Origin of the sequence: Rhodococcus sp. MS13, from assembly GCF_013277835.1 — a bacterium.
Taxonomy (GTDB): Bacteria; Actinomycetota; Actinomycetes; order Mycobacteriales; family Mycobacteriaceae; genus Rhodococcus_F; species Rhodococcus_F erythropolis.
Genome location: NZ_VBTL01000012.1, coordinates 50,677 through 71,034, shown reverse-complemented (window position 1 = coordinate 71,034; position 20,358 = coordinate 50,677). Strand labels below are relative to the sequence as shown.

20 protein-coding genes and 2 tRNA genes are annotated in these 20,358 nt (G+C 62.1%); 16 read left to right on the top strand and 6 right to left on the bottom strand.

Annotated elements, in window-relative coordinates; translation table 11 throughout:
- Window positions 1–49 precede the first annotated feature (49 nt).
- On the top strand, window positions 50–799 hold the full coding sequence (locus FEZ59_RS25210; RefSeq protein ID WP_019749216.1) for a GntR family transcriptional regulator: 750 nt from the start codon (window positions 50–52) through the stop codon (window positions 797–799).
- Window positions 800–853: 54 nt separating this feature from the next.
- Here FEZ59_RS25210 and FEZ59_RS25205 read toward each other — a convergent pair whose 3' ends face one another.
- Complete coding sequence (locus FEZ59_RS25205) at window positions 854–1,312, bottom strand: glucose PTS transporter subunit IIA (protein WP_019749215.1); 459 nt, start codon at window positions 1,310–1,312, stop codon at window positions 854–856.
- Window positions 1,309–1,539 (bottom strand): PTS glucose/sucrose transporter subunit IIB, encoded by a 231-nt coding sequence (locus tag FEZ59_RS25200; protein ID WP_003941324.1) that lies wholly within the window; start codon window positions 1,537–1,539, stop codon window positions 1,309–1,311. The genes FEZ59_RS25205 and FEZ59_RS25200 overlap by 4 nt, the downstream gene beginning before the upstream one ends.
- A gap of 327 nt (window positions 1,540–1,866) precedes the next feature.
- Here FEZ59_RS25200 and FEZ59_RS25195 point away from each other — a divergent pair, with 327 nt between their 5' ends.
- The 11 genes from FEZ59_RS25195 to FEZ59_RS25145 all read left to right on the top strand — a co-directional run bounded on the left by FEZ59_RS25195 (window position 1,867) and on the right by FEZ59_RS25145 (window position 13,454).
- Window positions 1,867–3,210 carry a PTS transporter subunit EIIC gene (locus FEZ59_RS25195; protein ID WP_019749213.1) on the top strand — a complete coding sequence of 448 codons (1,344 nt, stop codon included), beginning with the start codon at window positions 1,867–1,869 and terminating at the stop codon, window positions 3,208–3,210.
- Window positions 3,211–3,212: 2 nt separating this feature from the next.
- Window positions 3,213–3,482 (top strand): HPr family phosphocarrier protein, encoded by a 270-nt coding sequence (locus tag FEZ59_RS25190; RefSeq protein WP_019749212.1) that lies wholly within the window; start codon window positions 3,213–3,215, stop codon window positions 3,480–3,482.
- Window positions 3,482–5,155, top strand: coding sequence for a phosphoenolpyruvate--protein phosphotransferase (gene ptsP, locus FEZ59_RS25185; protein ID WP_172933372.1), 1,674 nt, complete (start codon window positions 3,482–3,484; stop codon window positions 5,153–5,155). Before FEZ59_RS25190 ends, ptsP begins: the two co-directional genes overlap by 1 nt.
- Window positions 5,152–6,393, top strand: a complete 1,242-nt coding sequence (locus FEZ59_RS25180) for an N-acetylglucosamine-6-phosphate deacetylase (protein WP_172933371.1) — start codon at window positions 5,152–5,154, stop codon at window positions 6,391–6,393. Before ptsP ends, FEZ59_RS25180 begins: the two co-directional genes overlap by 4 nt.
- Window positions 6,381–7,160, top strand: coding sequence for a glucosamine-6-phosphate deaminase (gene nagB, locus FEZ59_RS25175; RefSeq protein WP_021334281.1), 780 nt, complete (start codon window positions 6,381–6,383; stop codon window positions 7,158–7,160). The genes FEZ59_RS25180 and nagB overlap by 13 nt, the downstream gene beginning before the upstream one ends.
- 1 nt (window position 7,161) lies before the next feature.
- Window positions 7,162–7,884, top strand: coding sequence for a copper homeostasis protein CutC (locus FEZ59_RS25170; protein WP_172933370.1), 723 nt, complete (start codon window positions 7,162–7,164; stop codon window positions 7,882–7,884).
- A gap of 129 nt (window positions 7,885–8,013) precedes the next feature.
- Window positions 8,014–9,531 (top strand): CoA-acylating methylmalonate-semialdehyde dehydrogenase, encoded by a 1,518-nt coding sequence (locus FEZ59_RS25165; RefSeq protein WP_003941275.1) that lies wholly within the window; start codon window positions 8,014–8,016, stop codon window positions 9,529–9,531.
- Window positions 9,532–9,545: 14 nt separating this feature from the next.
- Window positions 9,546–10,706, top strand: a complete 1,161-nt coding sequence (locus FEZ59_RS25160; RefSeq protein WP_172933369.1) for an isobutyryl-CoA dehydrogenase — start codon at window positions 9,546–9,548, stop codon at window positions 10,704–10,706.
- Complete coding sequence (locus FEZ59_RS25155) at window positions 10,703–11,761, top strand: enoyl-CoA hydratase/isomerase family protein (RefSeq protein ID WP_172933368.1); 1,059 nt, start codon at window positions 10,703–10,705, stop codon at window positions 11,759–11,761. Before FEZ59_RS25160 ends, FEZ59_RS25155 begins: the two co-directional genes overlap by 4 nt.
- Window positions 11,762–11,784: 23 nt before the next feature.
- Window positions 11,785–12,678, top strand: a complete 894-nt coding sequence (mmsB, locus tag FEZ59_RS25150) for a 3-hydroxyisobutyrate dehydrogenase (protein WP_083059479.1) — start codon at window positions 11,785–11,787, stop codon at window positions 12,676–12,678.
- Window positions 12,678–13,454 (top strand): enoyl-CoA hydratase, encoded by a 777-nt coding sequence (locus FEZ59_RS25145; RefSeq protein ID WP_172933367.1) that lies wholly within the window; start codon window positions 12,678–12,680, stop codon window positions 13,452–13,454. Before mmsB ends, FEZ59_RS25145 begins: the two co-directional genes overlap by 1 nt.
- Window positions 13,455–13,547: 93 nt before the next feature.
- Here the strand turns inward: FEZ59_RS25145 and FEZ59_RS25140 are convergent, their stop codons facing one another.
- Window positions 13,548–14,081 carry a MarR family transcriptional regulator gene (locus FEZ59_RS25140; protein ID WP_020970065.1) on the bottom strand — a complete coding sequence of 178 codons (534 nt, stop codon included), beginning with the start codon at window positions 14,079–14,081 and terminating at the stop codon, window positions 13,548–13,550.
- Between the two features lie 85 nt (window positions 14,082–14,166).
- Between FEZ59_RS25140 and mraY the strand changes: the two genes are divergently transcribed.
- Window positions 14,167–15,243, top strand: a complete 1,077-nt coding sequence (mraY, locus tag FEZ59_RS25135) for a phospho-N-acetylmuramoyl-pentapeptide-transferase (RefSeq protein ID WP_003941316.1) — start codon at window positions 14,167–14,169, stop codon at window positions 15,241–15,243.
- Here mraY and FEZ59_RS25130 read toward each other — a convergent pair.
- Complete coding sequence (locus FEZ59_RS25130; protein ID WP_172933366.1) at window positions 15,240–16,562, bottom strand: multidrug effflux MFS transporter; 1,323 nt, start codon at window positions 16,560–16,562, stop codon at window positions 15,240–15,242. The two genes, mraY and FEZ59_RS25130, sit on opposite strands and share 4 nt — an antisense overlap.
- Before the next feature lie 232 nt (window positions 16,563–16,794).
- Between FEZ59_RS25130 and FEZ59_RS25125 the strand changes: the two genes are divergently transcribed.
- Window positions 16,795–16,865, top strand: a tRNA-Cys gene (locus FEZ59_RS25125).
- 281 nt (window positions 16,866–17,146) lie between these two features.
- Here FEZ59_RS25125 and FEZ59_RS25120 read toward each other — a convergent pair.
- Entirely contained in the window at window positions 17,147–18,415 is a 1,269-nt protein-coding gene (locus FEZ59_RS25120; protein ID WP_172933365.1) for an ATP-binding protein, read from the bottom strand.
- 189 nt (window positions 18,416–18,604) lie between these two features.
- Between FEZ59_RS25120 and FEZ59_RS25115 the strand changes: the two genes are divergently transcribed.
- Window positions 18,605–18,675 (top strand) — tRNA-Cys (locus FEZ59_RS25115).
- 159 nt (window positions 18,676–18,834) lie between these two features.
- A complete protein-coding gene (locus FEZ59_RS25110) occupies window positions 18,835–20,130 on the top strand; it encodes a DNA (cytosine-5-)-methyltransferase (RefSeq protein WP_172933364.1) in 1,296 nt (431 codons plus the stop codon).
- An 82-nt stretch (window positions 20,131–20,212) separates the two neighbouring features.
- Here the strand turns inward: FEZ59_RS25110 and FEZ59_RS30335 are convergent, their stop codons facing one another.
- Complete coding sequence (locus FEZ59_RS30335; protein ID WP_255246884.1) at window positions 20,213–20,338, bottom strand: hypothetical protein; 126 nt, start codon at window positions 20,336–20,338, stop codon at window positions 20,213–20,215.
- Window positions 20,339–20,358 lie beyond the last annotated feature (20 nt).

The following is a 20,358-nucleotide window of genomic DNA, read 5'->3' as shown; positions in this document are numbered from 1 at the left end:
TCGTCGGCGAATAGACGACTATTCATTTCTCGGAGGGACAGTCGCTGTGATGCCCGTTCATTTGCGCGACAGCGCAATACCCAAACATGAGCAGTTGCGCACCATTCTCCTGCGCAAGTGCACCCAAGAACTCCAGCCTGGCGACTTGATGACCAGCGAGCGAAACCTGATGCAGGACTACGGCGTCAGTCGGATCACTGTTCGCGAGGCCATCGGCCAGTTGGTCAATGACGGACACCTCGTTCGCGTGCGTGGCAAGGGCACCTTTGTCGCGCACCGCGCTGTCCAGTCCAAGCTGCACCTTGCGTCGTTCACCGAGGAGATGAGGGCCCAGGGGCATCACCCCACCACAGTGGTCCTGGTCAGTGAGCAGGGGCCGGTCCCCGAAAGCACTGCTGCCGCACTGAATATGAGACCGGGTTCCGAGGGTTATCACGTCAAGCGCTTGCGCCTCGCCGACGGCGAGCCGGTGAGTGTGGACGACGGCTGGTTCAATCCGGAACTGTTGCCTGGTCTACTCGACATGGACTTGACGGGTTCGATCTACCGGGCGACCGCTGACAAGTACGACAAGCCGATCGACCGGGCAGAGCAGACTGTCAGTGCAGATGGTGCCAGTACGGAGATCGCGACTCTCCTCGGCACTCGTAAAGGCGCTCCGGTCCTGTACTTCGATCGAGTGTCGTTCAGCGAGATAGCACCGGTCGAACACACTCGCAGTTGGTACCGATCCGACCGCTACCAGTTGCAGATGGAAGTGCAGGGCCAGGCGCGGCCCAAAACGCGCGGCGACCAATAGCCATCGTTCGAAACGAAAGGGCGAGCACACCTTCCGGTGTGCTCGCCCTTTGCGTTACGCCGACCAGTCGAACAGAGTGTCGCCTGTGGCGACGTCCCCACCGACGGAAGGGGATTCGACGGTGTCCGGTTTGGAATCCATTACGACAACCGGGCAGATCGCCGAGTAACCGGTCGTGTCGATGTGCGCTGGATCGAAGCTGACAATGGGATCGCCCGCATCGACGGTGTCACCCTCGGCGGCGATGAGCGTGAATCCGTCGCCTTCCAGCTTGACCGTGTCGATGCCGATATGGACCAGCACACCGGTGGCCTTCTCGCCGAAGATCACAAACGCGTGGGGGTGAAGTTTCAGGATCTTTCCGCTGATCGGCGCCACGACCGTGAGCGGGCCTTGACCGCGGGCGGGTTCGATCGCGACGCCCGAGCCGACCATCTGCTGTGCGAACACCGGGTCCGGGACGTCCGCGAGTGCGACGACCCGGCCGGGCAGCGGGGCGAGGACGACCGTCACAGGATGTCCTCGATGTCCTCGGCAAGGGTGTCGGCTTCGGGCCCGACGATGACCTGGACAACCGTTCCGGCCTTGAGTACGCCGTGTGCGCCGGCAGCCTTGAGGGCGGACTCGTTCACCTTCGCTCCGTCCTTGACCTCGGTACGCAGGCGGGTGATGCAAGCCTCGATCTCGACGATGTTCTCTGCGCCGCCGAGGCCCTTGATGATTGCTTCCGCTTTCGACATTTGCTGCTCCTGATTGTCGGGTTGGTCGTGATCGTTGAACGGTCGTACAGGTGGGCTGACTAGTTGCTGGTCAAGGCTATCCCGGTTACGTATGTCACATTTGGGTGTTGACAACTCGCCTCCACCAGGTAAAACTACAACTGGTTATGACCGGACAGTACCCGTTGGAAGTCCGGCTCCACAACAGTTTCGACAAAACGGTTTTGCCCTCACTTCCGAGCATGAACCGTGACCTGCATTTTCACGAAACCTGCACGTGCACGACACCCGAATTTCCAGAACCAGCGGCCGATCGCGACGCGGCCCGGCGAACGAAGAAGGTCCTTGATGACTCTCGAAGACACCCCGAAGAAGGAATCGAAAGTGTTCGCCGGGGTTCAACGCCTCGGCCGAAGCTTGATGCTTCCGATCGCCGTTCTGCCGGCTGCGGGAATCTTGCTCCGCCTCGGCCAGGACGACCTGCTCGGGCGATTCAGTTCGATGCACAGTGCCGCGGCAGTGATCTCTGCGGCAGGGCAAGCAGTCTTCACGTGGCTGCCGCTGATCTTCGCCGTCGGTATCGCGATCGGCTGGGCCAAGAAGGCCGACGGCTCGACTGCCTTGGCAGCCGTCGTCGGTTACATGGTGATCGACGGAGTGTTCAAGGCGATGTCGCCCATCGTCCTCGAAGGGAAGACCGACCCGAACGGGGATCAATCACTGATCAACTACGGTGTGCTCGCCGGTATCGTGATGGGCTTGCTGTCGGCGATCTTGTGGCAGCGGTTCTATCGAACGAAACTTCCCGATTATCTCGGATTCTTCAACGGGCGCAGGCTCGTTCCCATTCTGACCGCGATCACCGGTCTTGTCGTCGGTGTCCTGATGGCATTTGTCTACCCGTTGTTCAACTCCGGATTGAACTGGGTCGGTGAAGCAGTTGCTTCCAATACCGTTGTGGGCGGCGGCATTTACGGCGCAGCGAACCGCCTCCTGATCCCCACCGGCTTGCATCACATCTTGAACTCCGCCGTGTGGTTCCTGATCGGCGACTACCAGGACGCGAGCGGTCAGATCGTTCGCGGTGACCTCAACCGGTTCTTCGCCGGCGACCCATCTGCCGGCACGTTCATGACCGGCTTCTTCCCGATCATGATGTTCGCCCTCCCCGCTGCAGCCTTCGCAATCTGGCGCAACGCCAAGCCTTCTCAGAAGAAGCTCGTCGGCGGCATCATGCTCTCCACCGGCCTGACCGCATTCCTCACCGGTATCACCGAGCCCCTCGAATTCTCCTTCATGTTCGTCGCGTGGCCGCTGTACGTCATCCACTCGCTCCTGACCGGAACGTCGATGGCCTTGGTCAATGCACTGGGGATTCACGACGGATTCACGTTCTCCGCAGGCTTCTTCGACTACGTGTTGAACTTCGGCAAGGCAACCAACGCATGGATGTTGATCCCGATCGGACTCGGTTACGCCGTGATCTACTACTTCCTTTTCAGCTTCGTCATCAAGAAGTGGAATCTGCGCACGCCGGGACGAGAAGAAGAGGTCGAGGTGGCCGCAGGTGAGCCCGACGCCGCGCTGCTCGAGGCCGAACTGGCACTGGCTGCCGAAGGTGACAGCCGCACCGACGCCCCGCTCGTCGCCGAACTGGAAAACAAGCTCGACAAGGAACTGGGAGGACGCTGACCATGGCGATCGCAACCACGACAATCGGATCCCGTGTCGGACTCCACGCACGACCCGCAGCGCTCTTCGCGCGCGCCGCGGCCGACCTGCCGGTCGACGTCACCATCTCGCTGGGCGACGGCGAACCCGTCGACGCCTCCAGCATGTTGTCTGTCATGACTCTCGGAGCCGCATTCGGGGATTCGGTGACGTTGCGTGCTGACGGTGACGGCGCCGATGCTGCGGTCGGTTCGCTCGCAGAGCTTCTCGCCTCCGAACTGGACGAAGCCTGATGACGGCGAGTGTGGACAACCGCATCGCAGGTATCGGAGTGAGCGCGGGTTCGGTCTGTGCGCCGTGGTTGCGATTCTCCACGCCTGAGCCGACTTCGGCGTCGGACCCGATCACCGGCAGTCCCGAGGCGGAGCTGATCAGGATCCGTGAGGCACTGGACGCCGTCGCGGAGGAACTGCTCTCGCGTGCAAAGACAGTCGAGGGCGTATCGGCGGAGATCCTGACGACGTCGGCTGCGATGGCGCGCGATGCGGGCATCGTGAAGGCGGCCAAGGCGAACCTGGAATCGGGGCTGCCGACCGCACACGCCGTCGCAGTTACCTTCGACGCATTCTGTGAAAAGCTCACGGCGCTCGGTGGGTACATGGCCGAGCGGGCAACGGATTTGCGCGATCTCGGGCAGCGAGCCGTGGCCGTTCTTCGCGGGGAACCGATGCCAGGAATCCCCGCTCCCGGTCATCCGTACATCCTGGTGGCGCGCGACCTCGCTCCGGCGGATACAGCGACGCTGGGCAACAGTGACGTGGTCGGATTGTTGACTGCCGAAGGAGGTCCGACCAGCCACACCGCAATCTTGGCGAAATCGCTCGGAATCCCGGCCGTGGTCAACTGCTCGGGAACCGATCTGCTGGCGGAGGGAAAACTCCTCATCCTCGACGGCACCACCGGGACGGTCACCATCGATCCCTCGGCAGAAATGCGCGAGCGCGCTGTTCTCGAAGCATCGTTCGTGGCAGAGCAGTCGGCTTCGGCCCATGGTCCAGGACGCACGCGTGACGGGTTCGCGGTGAGGTTGTCGGCCAACATCGGAACCCTCGAGGACGCCGCGCGGGCCGGGGCGGCGGATTGTGAGGGCGTCGGACTGTTCCGTACCGAATTCTCGTATCTCGGGCGCCACGACGCACCTTCGGTGGAGGAGCAAGCGCAGACGTATGCGTCGGTGCTCGGGCACTTCGCCGGACAGAAGGTGGTGGTCCGCACTCTCGATTCGGGTTCGGACAAGCCGTTGCCGTTTCTCGATCTCGGGGTCGAGGAGAATCCGGCCCTTGGTATCCGCGGGCTCCGTGTCGGCACGGTCTATCCCGACACACTCATCAGTCAGCTCGACGCTCTTGCGGCTGCAGGCAACGCGACGGGCGCCGACCTGTGGGTGATGGCGCCGATGGTAGCCACTGCCGACGAGGCGAAAGACTTTGCAGAACTTGCGCGTTCGCGGGGGATCGGCAAGGTCGGAGCAATGATCGAGATTCCGGCTGCCGCGTTGCGAGCGAAGGACATCCTCGAGCACCTCGATTTCGTCAGTATCGGCACCAACGATCTGAGCCAGTACACCTGCGCCGTGGATCGTATGGCCGGAGGCCTGGCGCAACTGCTCGATCCGTGGCAGCCGGCGGTCCTCGATCTGATCGCGATGGTCGGTCAGGCGGGCGCCGACGCCGGGAAACCTGTTGGTGTGTGCGGAGAATCCGCGTCGGACCCGCTGTTGGCTCCGGTTCTGGTCGGTTTGGGCGTGACGAGTCTGTCGATGTCGGTCCCGGCATTGGGTGCAGTTCGCGCGAAACTGGCCTCTCTCGATCTGGCGGTGTGCAAGGACATGGCCGCTGCGGCGCGGGGCGCGCGAAACCCGCTCGAGGGTAGAGCAGCTGTCGCGCGGATTCGCGAGTCAGCATGAGTACATCAGGCTCGGCTGCTGTCGGCGATCCGCTCGTACTGCGGGGAACGGTAATCGGATCTCCGATCGGCAAGATTCACGACGGAGTTGTGGTCGCGGACGGTGAGAAGATCAGCTGGGTCGGCTCGGCTGCGGACTACGTGGCGTCCGCACCGGTCGTCGTCATCCCGGATCGCACGGACACGGTGATCATGCCCGGCCTGATCGATGTCCACAGCCACGGCGCAGCTGGTGCTGGTTTCCCGAACACCGACGCCGATGGTGCGAGCCGCGCTGCGGCGCACCATCGTGAGCACGGCACGACCGGAATGCTGGCCAGCCTGGTCTCTGCACCGCGCGCAGATCTGGTGCGACAAGCAACGATGCTCGCCGATCTGGTCGAACGCGGAGAACTTCTGGGTATCCACCTCGAGGGGCCGTTCATCAACGGCGTTCGCTGCGGTGCCCAGGATCCGGCGGCGATCGTGCCCGGCGATCCGGACCTTCTCGAAGCCGTCTGTGACGCTGCGCGGGGGACCGTGCGGTCCATGACCTTGGCGCCCGAGACCGAGAACTTCGAAGAGTTGCTCGCGATCATGCGTCATCGCAATATCGTGCCGAGTTTCGGTCATACCGATGCGGACGCGGCAACGACATCGGCGCGCATCGATGCTGCGGTGCAAGGGGATTGGGCCGGTCAGATCAGCGCAACCCACCTCTTCAACGGGATGCCGCCCCTGCACCATCGATCTCCGGGTCCCGTCGCGGCGTGCCTGGCGGCTGCCGCGAGAGGCGAGATGGTGGTGGAACTGATCGCAGACGGCGTGCATCTTGCACCCGAGACCGTGTCGATGGTCTTCGACGCTGTCGGACCGGACCAGATCGCCTTGGTCAGCGATTCGATGGCGGCGGCCGGGATGGACGACGGCGACTATCAACTCGGTGCGCTCGATGTCACGGTTGCCGACGGAGTAGCAAGACTCGCGACCACTGACGGCAGTTCCGGTGCCATCGCCGGAGGGACTGCAAGATTGCTCGACGTGCTTCGCAGCACTGTCTTCGACGGCGGCGTCGCGCTGGAAGACGCTGTCGCAGCGGCAACTCGGAGCCCAGCGCGCCTGCTGGGACTTGGCGACCTGATCGGATCGCTGGCCGTGGGCTGCCGAGCCGACATCGTGGTCACCGATCGTCACTTGCGCCTGGGGCGTGTACTACTCGGCGGAAAAGCCGCCGGAAAGGAAAAATCATGGAAATCGTAATTCAGCCGACGCCCGCGGAGGTCGACTCGACCGTCGCGGACATCGTCGAAGGCTACGTCAGAGCCGGGGCGACGACGCTCGGGCTTGCAACGGGGTCGTCGCCGATCGGAACCTATCGTGAACTGGCAGCGAGGCATCGCGATGCCGAACTCGACTTCTCGCTGGCTCGGGCGTTTCTGCTCGACGAGTACCTGGGATTGCCGAAACGCCATCCGCAGTCGTACTACTCGGTGATTCGGTCGGAGTTCGTCGATCACGTCAATCTGGATCCGGCGATGGTGTCGAGTCCCAACGGTGAAGCCCCGTGCCCGGAGAAAGAGATCGCGCGATACGACCAGAGCATCGCGGCGGCCGGGGGAGTGGACGTGCAGTTGCTCGGCATCGGCACCGACGGTCACATCGGCTTCAACGAGCCAGGGTCGTCGTTGACCTCGAGAACTCGCGTGAAGACGCTGACCGAGCAGACCCGGATCGACAACGCACGCTTTTTCGACGGGGTGGACGACGTCCCACACCACGTGCTGACCCAGGGTCTCGGAACCATCAGCGATGCAAGGCATCTGGTGATGATCGCGACCGGAGAAGGTAAGGCCGATGCGATCGCCGCTGCCGTCGAAGGTCCGTTGTCTGCGTTCTGCCCGGCTTCGGTGATGCAATTGCATCGCCATGTCACCGTCGTGATCGACGAAGCTGCGGCCAGTTCGCTCAAACTTGCCGACTACTACCGGTATGCGCTCGAGCACAAGCCGTCGTGGCAGTCCTTCTGACATGACGGTTCTGGAGCTGGCGGTGCAGGACGTGCGGGGGGCGAGGATCGCACGTTCGGTAGGAGCGACTCGAGTCGAGTTGTGTGCGGCGCTCGGTCCGACGGGGGGATTGACGCCAAGCATCGGAGTGATCGAGGCAGCGTCGGAAGTGGGGATCGCGGTTCACCCGCTGATCCGTCCGCGCGCCGGAGGTTTTGTGTTCTCACCCGACGAAGTGTGGGTGATGGAGCACGACGTACGTGCGGCCGTGGCCGGTGGAGCTTCCGGCATCGTGGTCGGCGCGCTGACAGAAGACAATACGATCGACACCGTCGTGCTGCGTCGCGTCATCGGATGCGTGGACCGTGCGAGGGTCGAGGTGACGGTACATCGTGCGATGGACGTGGTGGCCGACCGACTGACCGCGCTGGACGAACTGATCGACCTGGGCGTGACCCGCGTGCTGACGTCCGGGGGTGCGGATACCTGCAGCGAGGGTCTCGACGAGATCGGTCGCATGGTCGAACATGCCGCGGGCCGGATCCAGATCATGGCCGGTGGCGGAATAACCGTCGACGACATCCCGGCAATCGTCGCCGTCGGCGTCGATGCGGTGCATCTCTCGGCACGCAAGGTTGTCGCGGTGTCCGGTGGCCCGGGCGGGGGATCGGACGGATACGACGTCACCGATGCAGTAGTCGCGCAGGAAGCGGCAGCCGCGCTCCGCGCTGTGCGCCTTTATTAACCCCCCGCGGTTAATAAAGGCGCACAGCCCTTGGGCTCTAGACATACATGGACATCCAACTATAGGATGGTAGACATATTCACTGCTGCCTCCTGGGCGGTCCATACGAGCAAGGAACGGGTTAGCACAATGGTTGAAAATGCGACGGTTCACGAGTTGACGCACTTCGTCGGTGGCAAGCGTGTTCCCGGGACATCTGATCGATTTGCGGACGTGTTCGATCCCAACACCGGCAAGGTGCAGGCCCGCGTCCCCCTCGCGAGCAAGGCCGAGACCGAAGCCATCATCGCCAATGCCGAAGAGGCGCAGCAGGTGTGGGCAGCATTCAACCCGCAGAAGCGCGCCCGCGTGCTGATGAAGTTCCTGCAGCTCGCTCAGGCCGAGATGGATTCTCTGGCCCGCCTCCTCTCGTCCGAGCACGGCAAGACCGTCGCCGACGCCAAGGGTGACATCCAGCGTGGCCTCGAGGTCATCGAGTTCGCCGTCGGCGCTCCGCACCTGCTCAAGGGTGAATTCACCGAGAGTGCCGGCACCGGCATCGACGTGTACTCCATGCGTCAGCCGCTCGGCGTCGTCGCAGGCATCACGCCCTTCAACTTCCCCGCGATGATCCCGCTGTGGAAGGCCGGCCCCGCCCTCGCCGCCGGTAACGCCTTCATCCTCAAGCCCTCCGAGCGTGACCCCTCCGTCCCGCTGCGACTGGCTGAGCTGTTCCTCGAAGCCGGACTGCCTGCGGGTGTGTTCAACGTGGTCAACGGTGACAAGGAAGTTGTCGACGTCCTGCTCACCGACGATCGCATCAAGGCTGTCGGCTTCGTCGGCTCCACGCCGATCGCTCAGTACATCTACGAGACGGCCGCAGCTCACGGCAAGCGCGCACAGTGCTTCGGTGGCGCCAAGAACCACGCCATCGTCATGCCGGACGCCGACCTCGACGAGGTTGCCGACGCCCTGATCGGTGCAGGCTACGGCAGTGCCGGTGAGCGTTGCATGGCCATCTCGGTTGCCGTTCCCGTCGGCGAGGAGACCGCGGACGCTCTTGTCGCGAAGCTGAAGGAGCGCGTCGCGAAGCTCAAGATCGGTCGCAGTGACGACGAAGGCGTCGATTTCGGACCGCTCGTTTGCCAGGATGCCCTCGACCGCGTCAACAACTACGTGCAGATCGGCATCGACGAGGGCGCAACGGCAGTCGTCGACGGCCGCGGCTTCACCCTCGAAGGCCACGAAGGTGGATTCTTCGCCGGCGCAACCCTGTTCGACAACGTCACCTCGGACATGCGCATCTACAAGGAAGAGATCTTCGGACCTGTCCTTCAGGTGGTTCGCGCTGCCGATTACGAAGAGGCGCTGCGTCTTCCGACCGAACACGAGTACGGCAACGGCGTCTCCATCTTCACCCGCGACGGCGACACCGCGCGTGACTTCACCGCTCGCGTCAACGTCGGCATGGTCGGCGTCAACGTGCCGATCCCGGTCCCGATCGCGTACCACACCTTCGGTGGCTGGAAGCGCTCCGGCTTCGGTGACCTGAACCAGCACGGTCCCGACTCCTTCCGCTTCTACACCAAGACCAAGACGGTGACGCAGCGTTGGCCTTCCGGCAAGAAGGAAGAGACCAATCACTTCGTCATCCCCACGATGAACTGATCGGACTACCTTCCATGTTTACTCTGACCGATGACGAGCGGGCGATTCGTGACACTGCCCGCGACTTCGCGGCCGAGCATCTGGCACCGAATGCGGTGGAGTGGGATCAGACCAAGCATTTCCCGGTGGACGTTCTCCGCAAGGCGGCGTCCCTGGGGATGGGCGGGATCTACATTCGCGAGGATGTCGGTGGCAGTGAACTGACCCGCGTCGACGCTGCCCGGATCTTCGAAGAGCTGGCCAAGGGCGATCCGTCGATCGCCGCGTACATCTCCATCCACAACATGGTCACGTGGATGATCGACCAGTTCGGCAACGACGAACAGCGCCACAAGTGGGTCCCCGGACTCTGCTCGATGGATCAACTGGGCAGCTACTGCCTCACCGAACCCGGCGCTGGCTCCGATGCTGCGGGCTTGAGCACCAAGGCCGTTCGTGACGGCGACGACTACATCCTCAACGGCGTCAAGCAGTTCATTTCCGGCGCAGGCACTTCCGACGTGTACGTCGTGATGGCACGCACCGGATCTGCCGGTGCCAAGGGGATCTCGGCGTTCATCGTGCCCAAGGATTCGCCCGGACTGTCGTTCGGTGCCAACGAGGTCAAGATGGGCTGGAACGCGCAGCCCACCCGTCAGGTGATCTTCGAAGACGTGCGAGTTCCTGCGGCCAACATGCTCGGTGAAGAGGGCAGCGGCTTCCGCATCGCTATGAAGGGTCTCAACGGCGGCCGGCTGAACATCGCCGCCTGCTCGGTCGGTGGGGCCCAGGCAGCGCTGGAGAAGGCAGTCGCATATCTGGTGGACCGCAAAGCTTTCGGTTCGGCACTGATCGAGTCGCCGGCCCTGCAGTTCCAGCTCGCCGACATGCGTACCGAACTCGAAGCGGCCAGGACGTTGCTGTGGCGCGCCGCTGCCGCACTCGAAGACGGAGCGTCCGACGTCGTGGAGTTGTGTGCGATGGCCAAGCGCTTTGCCACCGACACCGGGTTCGACGTAGCCAACAAGGCTCTCCAGCTTCACGGTGGGTACGGCTATCTTGCTGAGTACGGGATCGAGAAGATCGTCCGCGATCTTCGGGTTCATCAGATCCTCGAAGGCAGCAACGAGATCATGAGGGTGGTCATCGCGCGAAGCGTGGTCGCATCAGGTCAGGGAAAGCAAGGAGCAGCATGAGCGACGAGCTCGAGGTATTGATCGAAAAGCGTGACGGACTGGGGCTCATCACCCTCAACCGGCCCAAGGCGATCAACGCCCTCAACCACTCGATGGTCAAGGCGATGGCCAAGGCACTCGCGGAATGGAAGTCCGACGACCACGTCAAGGCGGTCGTACTCACGGGCGCCGGCGAGCGTGGTCTGTGCGCCGGCGGCGACATCGTCTCGATCTACCACGACGCCAAGGACGGCAAGACCGGTTCGCTCGATTTCTGGCGTGAGGAGTACATCCTCAATTCCGAGATCGCGAACTACCCGAAGCCGTACGTCGCAATCATGGACGGGATCGTCATGGGCGGCGGCGTCGGAGTGTCCGCACACGGCGACATTCGCATCGTGACCGAGCGCTCGATGATCGGAATGCCCGAGACCGGAATCGGTTTCATCCCTGACGTGGGCGGAACTTACCTGCTCTCGCGTGCTCCCGGTGAACTCGGAACGCACATCGCGCTCACCACGGCGCGACTGAGCGCCGGCGATGCCATCGCAGCAGGCTTCGCGGATCACTTCATCCCGTCGGAGAACATCGAGACGTTCATCGCCGCACTCGCGTCGTCTTCGGTTGCCGACGCCGTGGCGCAGTACGCGGAGCCGGCTCCGGTGTCGGAACTGTTGGCCCAGCAGAGCTGGATCGACGCCGCGTACTCTGCCGACGACGTCTCCACCATCGTCGAGCGTCTTCGAGCGAGTGGAATCCCCGAGGCGGAGAAGGCAGCGGAGCAGATTCTCGGCAAGTCTCCGATTGCACTGTCGGTGACCCTGCGATCCCTGCGACATGCCAAGGAAGCAGCAAGCTTGGAAGAAGTCCTCAACGAGGAGTTCCGGGTCTCGACGGCAGCGCTCGCCTCACACGACCTGGTCGAGGGTATTCGCGCCCAGGTAGTCGAGAAGGACCGAAACCCGAAGTGGTTGCCGGCAACCCTCGAAGATGTCACGGCTGAATCCGTCGATGCCTACTTCGCCCCGCTGGGCGACAACGAGCTCGGACTCACCCCTCAACCGCAAGGCAACTGATCACCGCCGAAGGAGCATCACTAATGAGCACCATTGGATTTATCGGACTCGGTCACATGGGTGGCCCGATGGCGGCCAATCTCGTCAAGGCCGGACACAAGGTCGTCGGTTTCGATCTGGCACCCGCGGCGCTGGAGCAGGCAGTCAAAGACGGTGCATCGGTAGCGGATTCGGCGGTCGACGCCGTTCTCGGTGCCGACGTCGTGATCACGATGCTGCCGAGCGGTAAGCATGTTCTGGGTCTGTACGAAGAGCTGCTGCCGGTGGCAACACCGGGCACGCTGTTCATCGACTGTTCCACCATCGACGTCGCAGACGCCCGCGAGGCACACGACAAGGCCGAAGCGGCCGGTCACCGCAGCGTCGACGCACCGGTCTCCGGTGGAGTCGTCGGGGCTACCGCAGGCACGCTGGCATTCATGGTCGGCGGTTCCGAGGCTGACTTCCAGGCCGCGTCACCGTTGCTGGACGTGATGGGCCGCAAGGTCGTTCACTGCGGCGACGCCGGTGTCGGCCAGGCTGCCAAGATCTGCAACAACATGATCCTCGGCATTTCGATGATCGCGATCAGCGAGGCATTCGTGCTCGGCGAGAAGCTCGGCCTGAGCAACCAGGCGCTCTTCGACGTGGCGTCCAACGCCTCGGGGCAGTGCTGGGCACTGACCACCAACTGCCCGGTACCGGGACCGGTGCCCACCAGCCCGGCCAACAACGACTACCAGCCCGGCTTTGCTGTCGCGCTGATGGACAAGGACCTCGGTCTGGCTGCAAATGCGCTGCGCAACAACGGCGTCGATGCCGAGATCGGGCTCAAGGCCGCGGAACTCTACAGTCGCTTCCACGCCGCGGGCGGTGGCGGTCAGGACTTCTCTGCCATCATCAACGACATCCGTGACCGTTCGACCGAAGGACAGTAGTGACCGACTTCAACACCATCATCCTCGAGCGTAAGGGTCGCGTCGGCGTCATCACGCTCAACCGCCCGAAGACACTCAACGCCCTGAACTCCGAGCTGATGAACGAGGTCGTCGCCGCGGTTGCCGACCTCGAAGCGGACAACGGCATCGGAGCCATCCTGATCACCGGTTCCGAGCGCGCCTTCGCCGCCGGCGCCGACATCAAGGAAATGCAGTCCAAGACGTACATGGACGCATACGTCGAAGATTTCTTCACCCCGTGGGACCGCGTCGCAGCCGCTCGTAAGCCGCTGATCGCCGCAGTTTCCGGGTACGCGCTCGGTGGTGGCTGCGAACTGGCGATGCTCTGCGATTTCATCATCGCTTCGGATACCGCGAAGTTCGGCCAGCCCGAGATCAAGCTCGGTGTCATTCCGGGTATCGGTGGCTCACAGCGCCTTACGCGCGCCGTGGGTAAGGCCAAGGCCATGGAGCTGTGCCTGACCGGCCGCAACATGGACGCAGAAGAGGCCGAGCGCGCAGGCCTGGTTGCCCGGATCGTTCCGGCCGCCGATCTGCTCGACGACGCATTGAAGACCGCAACCACCATCGCCGAGATGTCGCTGCCGATTGCGATGATGGCCAAGGAAGCGGTCAACCGTTCCTTCGAGACCACACTCGCCGAGGGCGTCCGCTTCGAGCGTCGGGTGTTCCACTCGACCTTCGCGACGGAGGATCAGAAGGAAGGCATGACCGCGTTCGTGGAGAAGCGGTCCGCCGAGTTCAAGCACCGCTGAAATTCGTTAGCGCTGAACTTTCGAACAGCTGAAACTGCCCTCACACTCGTCGAGAGTGTGAGGGCAGTTTCTTTGCGTGTACGGGTCGTCGGTTCACCACTTGGTGGGCGCGCCGCCGGTGTCGAAGTCACCCGCAGTCTTGCGAAGTTCAGTGAGGATCGTCACCAATTGCTCGAGCTTGTCCTGCTGGAGTCCGGGGTGTGCGAACACTTTGCTGTTGAGCATTTCAGTGGCTTCGAGGGCCAGCGCGCGACCCGCGTCGGAGATCTCGATGAGCGTCGCACGTCGATCGCTGGGATGCGGGACCCGTCTGACCAGCTCCGCTTTCTCCAAACGGTCGACGGCATTGGTGACGCTGGTGGGGTGAACCTGGAGTCGGGCGCTTGCCTTGGCCATCGGGAGGGCGCCCGACCTGGTGAAGGTGAGAAGCGTCAGCAGTTCGTAGCGGGCGAAGGTCAGCCCGAGAGGCTTGAGTACCTCTTCGACCCGCGCCATCATGATCTGCTGCGCACGCATCACCGACGTGACCGCAGCCATACCGTCGGCGACATCGCTCCAACCGTGCTTCGTCCACTGACGATGCGCCTCTTCGATGGGGTCGAGGGGGAGCGGCGCGGGGGGAGACATAACTTCGATCATCCCATGCTGGCAAGCGGTCGGGTGCCTTGTCTGATTGTGTGTCGCAGCCGCTTACGTCTGTAGAGTCCCACGGGTGATTTCAATCCTCGTAGCGGGTGGCGTCTCGTTGTTCGTCGCGCTCTTCCTGACTCCGTTTCTCATTCGTGTGCTTTCGCGGCAGGGGCTCGGGCACGAGATTCGGATCGAGGGTCCGCAGAGTCATCAGGGCAAGCGTGGCACCCCGTCGATGGGCGGGATCGCGATCATCGCCGGCATGTGGGCGGGCTACCTGGCGGCACACATCATCGGTTTCGGCTCGCGGCTACCGCGGCTGTCTGCATCCGGTTGGTTGGTTCTCGCGCTGGCGACGTCACTGGGAATCGTCGGTTTTCTCGACGACTTCATCAAGATCCGTAAGAAGCGCAATCTCGGGCTCAACAAGACAGCGAAGACCGTCGGTCAGCTCGCGAGCGCCATCATCTTCGGCATTCTCTTCCTGCAGTTCTCCAACAACAACGGAGTCACCCCCGGAAGCCAGTACCTGTCCCATGTGCGAGATATCTCGGTGTTCTCCATGGGTGCCATCGGCTTTGTGGTCTTCTTCTGCATTCTGGTGTTTGCCTGGTCCAACGCCGTCAATTTCACCGACGGTCTCGACGGTCTCGCGGCCGGTTCGATGGGCATGATCCTGGGGACCTACGTCGTCATCGCCGGTTGGCAGTACCGGAACTCGTGTGTCCTCGAGCCTGCCGCCGGTTGCTACGACGTTCGTGACCCCCTGGATCTCGCTATCGTCGCTGCCGCGGCAGGCGGGGCGTGCCTCGGCTTCCTCTGGTGGAATGCCGCCCCGGCTCAGATCTTCATGGGTGACACCGGCTCCTTGGCGCTGGGCGGCCTGGTGGTCGGCCTGTCCGTCACGACGCACACCGAGTTGCTGATGGTCATCATCGGCGCCCTGTTCGTGGCTGAGATCCTGTCGGTGATCATCCAGGTTCTGGTCTTCCGATCGTCCGGCCGACGCGTATTCAAGATGGCCCCGATCCATCATCACTTCGAGTTACTCGGTTGGCCGGAAACCGTCGTGATCGCAAGATTCTGGATCTTCGTCGCGATCTCGTGCGTCCTGGGACTTGCCACCTTCTACAGCGAGTGGTTCTCCGCTGCCGGTTAGACCGATTCACTCGTTTGGGTCGTATCACTCTTTCGGGTCGTAGCCAGAAGAGCGATCAGACCGAGCGACACACACGCCGTCATCGTGACGGCCAGGGCTGTGCTCGTGTTTCCCAGCAGGCCGACGGCCGGCGCGATGGCCGCACCGACGCCGAACTGGAATGCACCGAGCATTGCCGCGGCAGTACCGGCCGCTTCGCCGTGACGAGCGAGCGCCAGTGCCGGGGCGTTGGGCAGAACGAACCCGATGGCGCCGGCCATGACCCACAGTGCGATCACGAATCCGGCGAGCCCGCCCAGTTCCAGGACCGCGACGGCAATGACGACGGCCCCGGAGACAACCGCAGCCACGAGGGCCCACTTGGTGATCTGCTGGGGAGTCCAGCGATCGAGCAGTCGGACGTTGACCTGCGAAGCACCGATCAACGCAATCGCGCCCGCACTGAAGAGCAGTGCGAACTCTTGCTGATTGAGGCCGTACTGATCCTGATAGACAAACGACGCGCCGGAGACATACGCGAACAACGACGCCATACCGACGCTGGAGACGAGCGTAAGGACCATGAACGTGCGGTCGCCGAGCAGCGAACCGTAGGTGCGGAGAACCGACTTCAATCCGCTCGGGCGACGCTTTTCCTTCGGCAGTGTTTCGGACAGTCCGAAAGCACCGATCATCGCCGTTCCGACGCCGATCAGTGCCAGGACGACGAAGATCCCGCGCCAGTCGAGGGCGACGAGGAGGGCGCCACCGATGCTGGGCGCCAGGATCGGCGCAACGCCGAGCACGAGCATCAGCCGGCTCATCACGACGGCAACGGTGTTACCGCTGTAGAGGTCGCGGACGATCGCCATGGTGACCACTGCCGCGGCCGCCGCGCCCATGCCCTGGAAAACCCGCAGGATGCCGAGGACCGCGATGCTCGGTGCGAAGACCGCCAGCAGCGAAGCCAGGATGTGCACACCGATCCCGGCGAGCAGCGGCTTCTTGCGGCCGAGAGTGTCCGAGAGCGGCCCGACCAACAGCTGTCCGAGTGCGAGGCCGATGAGAGTTCCGGTGATCGTCAGCTGAACCGTTGACGACGAGACCCCGAGATCGGCGCCGATATCCGGCAGCGCGGGCAGGTACATGTCGATGGTGAAGGGCCCGAGCGCAGTCATGGAACCGAGGGCAAGAATCTTCCCGACGCTCGGCTTGCGGTCGACACTGCTCGTATCCAGCGATGTAGCCTCCGCGGGCGGGGCTGCCTCCGCGGGCGGGGCTGCCTCCAAGGGCGGGGCTGCCTTCACGGGCGGGGCAACGGCGGTGTTCTCGGCGCTCATGAAACCTTCTGGGTTGTCTGGGTCTGGCGAACTGCTCGGTCGTTCGGGCGAAATTCGGGCCGCAATCGAAGACCTGCGCCCACCGAGGGAGTCAGCATCGAGACTGACCGATTTGTTCCCGAAGGGCCCGCACTTTTCCCAGAGACTGGAACGCTTGGTGAGAATGCACTCGAGTCATGCTGAGCGGAACTGTGGTTCGAGATCGTCACTCAGGGCAGAGTTACTCACTGACGCGGGTGTGGCTGAGTGGCTAGGCACCGGCCTGCAAAGCCGTTCACACGGGTTCGAATCCCGTCATCCGCTCGGGCGTCGGGGCTGGCCAACACGGTCAGCCCCGATTCGTATTCGCAGGTGAGAGTGCTATTTCTTGCACCGTTGCGTAGTTGCGGAGAGTGGTTGCCTACTGTCGGATTACCTATTGCGCATCTGCTGCGGAGGTACCACGGAGGTACGGCGTTCGCCTTGGTTGAGCCAGGGCGACACTGCGTCGGATTACTTCAACAGGAGCGCTCCTGACTTAGTGTCTTATTGATGTGTTCCCAACCGGCTAATTCAGAACCGCAGTCAAATTGAAAAGTGTACGGCTAAGGGTTCGAGCCGTTACTTTTCTTTAGCGGTGACCACGATCCATGATTCAGGTAAAACGCGAATCCGGAGTCTTCAATGAACACCATCTTGTCCCGTCGCCTCAGGACCGGATCGCTATCACCTTTTTCTCTGTCCGCGATTTTATGCATTCCTTCAAGCGCATTTGAAACCTGTACGGTCTGCACTGATTTGGTGCAAATTCTATTTACCTCTTGATACACTTCTCGTTCCGTGTGGTTCAGTGGTGGAGTTAAATTTTTGAGTGCAACGAGAACTGCGCCGTAAATGTCAGTATTCGTGTGTCCATCGCGAATAGTGAGGTCTACCCGATTACTACCAGCGGGGCCAGCTAAGAGTTTAGGCAGGATTCCCCATCTTGCGCGTTCGGCTGACTCTGACAGAAACGTCTTCAGATCCGATGGGCCCGCTAGAGACAGTGGTTTTTCGGCGCTCAATGTCTCCTCTATCTGGTGTTCCCATCGTATGAGATCCAAGCAGAGTTGCTGCATGATGTATGGCGACGAGTAACTGTACGAGGCAAGGAGAGAGGCGATGTTGTTCACCGAATCATCGATATTGAGAAGCTCGAATCCGCGGATGGCGATCTGGCGGAGCTCTTCTTCTTCCCAGTGGGGTATTGGTACGCTCCAGACTCTGAGGTTCATTTCAGGCTCTGAGGAAACGACTTCGAATGCTTCCGATGGGACTGCAATAAGGATGAGTGGGCTATCTCGAATTATCGATTTTATTGCACGGGAAATTGATTTTTTGACGCCGTCGGGAATGTAGTGGAAATCGTCGACAATTACTGGATATTTATTTTTGGATAAGCTCTTTCGAACTTTCTCTGCCAGATGTATTTCGAAAGTACTTTCTGCTTTTTCGCTTGATCGTTCAACATCCTTAGATGAGGTTTCGGCGTGTATTATCTTCGGTATACCTATACCGCCGCCGATTGATTCCTCGGTGCCGCGTTCTTTGGATGCACCCTCGATTTCGGAGTTGGCCACACGAATCTGCGCGGCGATTTGCTTCCAGAAATCTTCAAGTGTTTGTATGTCCTGACCTTGCACCCAAATGTGATTTTCTTTTGGGAGCTTACGCTCGACCAGGCTGGTTTTTCCACTCTTGCTGGGGCCGTAGATTGTGAGAGCTTTCCCGCTGCCCTCAAGGTATCGGTCTAGTTCCTGTTCGATGCGACTCGCCTGCCGCGGATTGTAGGTCTGCTTCGGCGTCCCTCCGGCAACGAAAACCTCGCGCGTCATGTAAACCGGTATCAACTGTTGTGCCTCCGAATGCGCAGAATGCTTGCTCTGTTGCTACGGATCTTCGCATACCAACCAGTTGAAATTTTGCAGACACGACTTTGTTTGGGGTATTGGGAGGTACGACAACCTGTCGCACTGGCGACTTGGCGGAACCGTAGCCATCCAACCTGCATAGATGCAGGACTCGTGGGTGTGGCCGAGTGGCTAGGCACCGGCCTGCAAAGCCGTTCACACGGGTTCGAGTCCCGTCATCCGCTCGTGTCGGAGACCGGCAGGCATACCGCCTGCCGGTCTTCCTTGTGAGGTCCCGGTTCACGGGGTCGGCTGCGATAGTCTGGGCTGCCGGAGCGAGCGGACCACATGAGTGAGGCACTGAATTGATTTCGGGACAGGACCTGCGATCACGGCGCTTGGACGTGGGGATCAGTCAGTTCCAGTTCGCCCGTCAAGCGGGAGTCTCGTCAGCCGTCGTCTCCGCGTGGGAACTCGACAAGGCGTATCCGAAGCCACCGGCGGAACGAGCAGTTCTCACGGCCCTCTCCGCGCTGGAAGCGGCCAAGCGTGAGGGTACGTACGCGGCCCCCCGGAAGCGATCGAGCGGCAGTACCCGTGCGCGTCGAGTGACACCGGTCAACGACCCCGCCTCGGTGGCCCGGCGTGCCGTCGCGGGGGCAGGAAGCGGCGGCCCCACCGTATTGACAGCGTTCTCGGGTTGTGGCGGTATGGCCGAAGGCTTTCGGATGGCGGGGTTTTCGGTGGAGGGATACATCGAAGTCGTGCCGGAGGCGCGTGCGACCTTCGATCGGAACTTCCCCGGCGCGAGGTGCCTCGGCGAGGACATTCGGGCGATCGACGAAGCACGGGTGAAAGATCTTCTGGCACAAGTGGACATCGATGTGTTGGCTGGGGGACCGCCGTGTCAGGGGTTCAGCCTCGCCGGCCGGCGAGACCGCGACGATCCGCGCAACCATCTCTTCCGGAACCTGCTGCAGCTCGCCGAATTGGTGAAGCCGAAGGTCTTGGTGATGGAAAACGTGCGACTGCTGCTCAGCATGAAGGACCCGGACGGTGGGATGGTCGTCGACCGGATTCTCGGCGAGATGGCTGCATGCGGTTACGACGCGTCGGTCAACACGGTCAATGCGCAGGATTACGGCGTCCCGCAGTTCCGGGAACGAGTGTTCATCGTGGCGACCCGCCGCGACAGTAGTATCGGGCCGCTGCGTTTTCCGCCGAAGACTCACGGCGTGAATGGTGTTGCGCCGCTGAGGACTTTTCGCGATGCCACCGTCGACCTGGCCCCGCTGGAATCCGGGCAGGCTTGCGAGATGGACCCGCTGCACTGGGCCGTCGAGCATCCCGAGCACGTCTTGCGGTGGCTGCGTGATGTACCGGAAGGAATGTCGGCGCACGACAACGAAGATCCGGCCATGCGACCGTCGTCCGGGTACAACACGACGTACAAGCGCCTCCGGTGGGACGAGCCGGCGTCCACGGTCGGAACCACTTTCGGGATGATCTCGGCTTCACGCAACGTGCATCCGAAACACACGCGATCGTTGACCGTTCGAGAAGCTGCTCGCCTCCAGACCTTTCCCGACGACTACGTCTTCGAGGGTAAGTGGGGAGCGGTGCGAACGATGATCGGCAATGCGGTGCCGCCGCAGCTGGCGTCGGTACTGGCAGGAGAGATCAAGAAGGCACTCGGCTGAGATAGAGCACCTACGGAAAATGGGGCCGACAATGTCGGCCCCATTTCGAGTTACGCCCTGGCAGGGGTGTGGTGCAAGCGAATCAGCTGAGGTTGAGCTTGGCGATCAACGGCTGGACGACCTTGATGATGTCGATGACGGCGCTGAGGGTGTTGATGGAACCCATGTTTCGGTCCTCCGTGTCGTATGTACAGGTTTGTATGTACAAGGTTGTGTCTGCGTGGTGTT

Excerpts from the sequence above, each read along its gene's own strand:
- FEZ59_RS25195 (WP_019749213.1), top strand. The coding sequence starts at position 1,867 with ATGACTCTCGAAGACACCCCGAAGAAGGAATCGAAAGTGTTCGCCGGG.
- FEZ59_RS25200 (WP_003941324.1), bottom strand. The coding sequence starts at position 1,539 with ATGTCGAAAGCGGAAGCAATCATCAAGGGCCTCGGCGGCGCAGAGAAC.
- FEZ59_RS25210 (WP_019749216.1), top strand. The coding sequence starts at position 50 with ATGCCCGTTCATTTGCGCGACAGCGCAATACCCAAACATGAGCAGTTG.
- mmsB (WP_083059479.1), top strand. The coding sequence starts at position 11,785 with ATGAGCACCATTGGATTTATCGGACTCGGTCACATGGGTGGCCCGATG.
- FEZ59_RS25190 (WP_019749212.1), top strand. The coding sequence starts at position 3,213 with ATGGCGATCGCAACCACGACAATCGGATCCCGTGTCGGACTCCACGCA.
- ptsP (WP_172933372.1), top strand. The coding sequence starts at position 3,482 with ATGACGGCGAGTGTGGACAACCGCATCGCAGGTATCGGAGTGAGCGCG.
- FEZ59_RS25160 (WP_172933369.1), top strand. The coding sequence starts at position 9,546 with ATGTTTACTCTGACCGATGACGAGCGGGCGATTCGTGACACTGCCCGC.
- FEZ59_RS25120 (WP_172933365.1), bottom strand. The coding sequence starts at position 18,415 with ATGACGCGCGAGGTTTTCGTTGCCGGAGGGACGCCGAAGCAGACCTAC.
- FEZ59_RS25170 (WP_172933370.1), top strand. The coding sequence starts at position 7,162 with ATGACGGTTCTGGAGCTGGCGGTGCAGGACGTGCGGGGGGCGAGGATC.
- FEZ59_RS25180 (WP_172933371.1), top strand. The coding sequence starts at position 5,152 with ATGAGTACATCAGGCTCGGCTGCTGTCGGCGATCCGCTCGTACTGCGG.
- FEZ59_RS25130 (WP_172933366.1), bottom strand. The coding sequence starts at position 16,562 with ATGAGCGCCGAGAACACCGCCGTTGCCCCGCCCGTGAAGGCAGCCCCG.
- FEZ59_RS25140 (WP_020970065.1), bottom strand. The coding sequence starts at position 14,081 with ATGTCTCCCCCCGCGCCGCTCCCCCTCGACCCCATCGAAGAGGCGCAT.
- nagB (WP_021334281.1), top strand. The coding sequence starts at position 6,381 with ATGGAAATCGTAATTCAGCCGACGCCCGCGGAGGTCGACTCGACCGTC.
- FEZ59_RS25155 (WP_172933368.1), top strand. The coding sequence starts at position 10,703 with ATGAGCGACGAGCTCGAGGTATTGATCGAAAAGCGTGACGGACTGGGG.
- FEZ59_RS25165 (WP_003941275.1), top strand. The coding sequence starts at position 8,014 with ATGGTTGAAAATGCGACGGTTCACGAGTTGACGCACTTCGTCGGTGGC.